Source organism: Wolbachia endosymbiont of Drosophila leontia (assembly GCF_028981785.1).
Classification (GTDB): domain Bacteria; phylum Pseudomonadota; class Alphaproteobacteria; order Rickettsiales; family Anaplasmataceae; genus Wolbachia; species Wolbachia pipientis.
This window is the reverse complement of the sequence record NZ_JAPQLK010000063.1, coordinates 111-1,745: the sequence shown is the minus strand read 5'-3', so window position 1 is coordinate 1,745 and position 1,635 is coordinate 111. Positions and strand designations below refer to the sequence as shown.

At 34.6% G+C, this 1,635-nt stretch carries 4 protein-coding genes; 1 reads left to right on the top strand and 3 read right to left on the bottom strand.

The genetic code is table 11. The annotated features are described in order from the left end of the window. Positions 1-283 (bottom strand): transposase (locus OZD63_RS01990; protein WP_274979865.1); only part of this gene is annotated, 283 nt, incomplete at its 3' end. A 136-nt stretch (positions 284-419) separates the two neighbouring features. Between OZD63_RS01990 and OZD63_RS01985 the strand changes: the two genes are divergently transcribed. Beyond that, a complete protein-coding gene (locus tag OZD63_RS01985) occupies positions 420-1,127 on the top strand; it encodes a pyridoxine 5'-phosphate synthase (protein ID WP_275007989.1) in 708 nt (235 codons plus the stop codon). On the opposite strand, the gene OZD63_RS01980 is transcribed toward OZD63_RS01985, so the two are convergent. Then, positions 1,120-1,431 carry an HU family DNA-binding protein gene (locus OZD63_RS01980; RefSeq protein ID WP_275007987.1) on the bottom strand — a complete coding sequence of 104 codons (312 nt, stop codon included), beginning with the start codon at positions 1,429-1,431 and terminating at the stop codon, positions 1,120-1,122. The two genes, OZD63_RS01985 and OZD63_RS01980, sit on opposite strands and share 8 nt — an antisense overlap. A 124-nt stretch (positions 1,432-1,555) precedes the next feature. Then, the coding region (locus tag OZD63_RS01975) for a hypothetical protein (protein ID WP_275007935.1) at positions 1,556-1,635 on the bottom strand (80 nt) is incomplete at its 5' end.

Below are 1,635 nucleotides of genomic sequence, written 5' to 3'. Positions count from 1 at the left end.
CTCTTTTTGACTGGCCAGGGCTTTTTTTTAAATGTCTCTTTCCCTTGTTACTCTTGCTTTGTAAATCAAACCTCTCTTTGTCGTAAGGAGCCATGTTACCTCTACCTGGAAATGCATCTGCTGCCGACTTTTTTTCGTTGTGTTTCTTTATCCATTTTCCTAATAAACCACCCTTTATTCCTAAATCCTTTGCTATTTTTGTAATTGTTTGACCTGCCTTTCTTTGTTCATTTGCCAGTTTAACAGCTTCCAATTTGAATTCTGCTGTATATTCTCTTACCATTTCTAATCCTCCAAAATTTTATTTTACCCAAAAAAACTCTTTTCTTTCTCTCCACTTTTTCTGGATAAGGTTAAACGATGACTATGCAAAAAACCTAATAACATGTATAATCTACAAATAATTTCTGAGGTAGATTGTGAAACTAGGTGTTAATATCGACCACGTTGCAACCCTCCGCAACGCACGCGGAACTTCTTATCCAGATCCATTGAAAGCAGCAGAAATAGCCATTGACGCTGGAGCAGACTTTATTACTGTACACTTACGAGAAGATAGAAGGCATATTAGAGATGAAGACGTATTTAACCTAAAAAAAAGCATTAGCACTGAGCTAAATCTTGAAATTGCAGCCACGGAAGAAATGCTTGAAATAGCAAAAAAGGTAAAACCCTATTCGATTAGTATAGTACCAGAAAAAAGAGAAGAATTAACAACCGAAGGTGGCCTGGATATCGTGAATATGCACAGTAAACTTTCTAGTATAATAGAGGAAATGCATAGCTCTAGCATAAAAGTCTCACTGTTTATCGATCCAAATATTGATCAACTAAAATATCTTGAAAAGCTAGGGACAAAACCTGACATAATAGAAATTCACACAGGGGATTACTGTGATAATCCATCAGAAAAAAAGTTACAGTTAATTACTAATGCTGCAGAGTACGTCAATAAATTAGGAATAGAATGCCACGCAGGACATGGCATAACTTATAAACACGCTAAGAAGATGACAAGAATACCTCACATCTCAGCTCTTAACATAGGCCACTATTTAATTAGCGAAGCTGTATTTTACGGCTTACACAGCGTAGTAAAAACAATAAAAATGACAATGTCTAACTAACTGCTGCTTTTTCCTTCTCATTTAAAATACTTAAAAGAGTTTGGCTTGCTTTAAATTTTACCCTTGTCTTTTTAGGAACAGTCATGATCTGACCACTTTGGGGGTTACGACATTGTTTTTCCTGACTGATAGCAGTAGAAAATGTTCCTATTCCATGCAAACGTATTTCACCTTTCCCATGCAGCCCATTCTTTATTATTTTAATAAACGCATCATGAATCTCGCTCAAATCAGATTTTGTTATATCTATACTCTGACTAGAACAATCTTCCTTTAATTGCTTTATTATATCTTCTTTACTCATAAATTACCTTAATATCGAAAAAATCACACAAATAGCATATTATGTTGACACCGATAGTCAACTAAATTCATCACAAAAATAGAGGATATCGTACATTTTTGCAAATATTTGTATAAGAACCTGTTTAAAATCTTCGTAATAGGAGAGAAATGAAGGAAAGGACAATCATTTGCAAGCTGGTGTTGAGTTTACGTTCGCAATTTT

Excerpts from the sequence above, each read along its gene's own strand:
- OZD63_RS01980 (WP_275007987.1), bottom strand. The coding sequence starts at position 1,431 with ATGAGTAAAGAAGATATAATAAAGCAATTAAAGGAAGATTGTTCTAGT.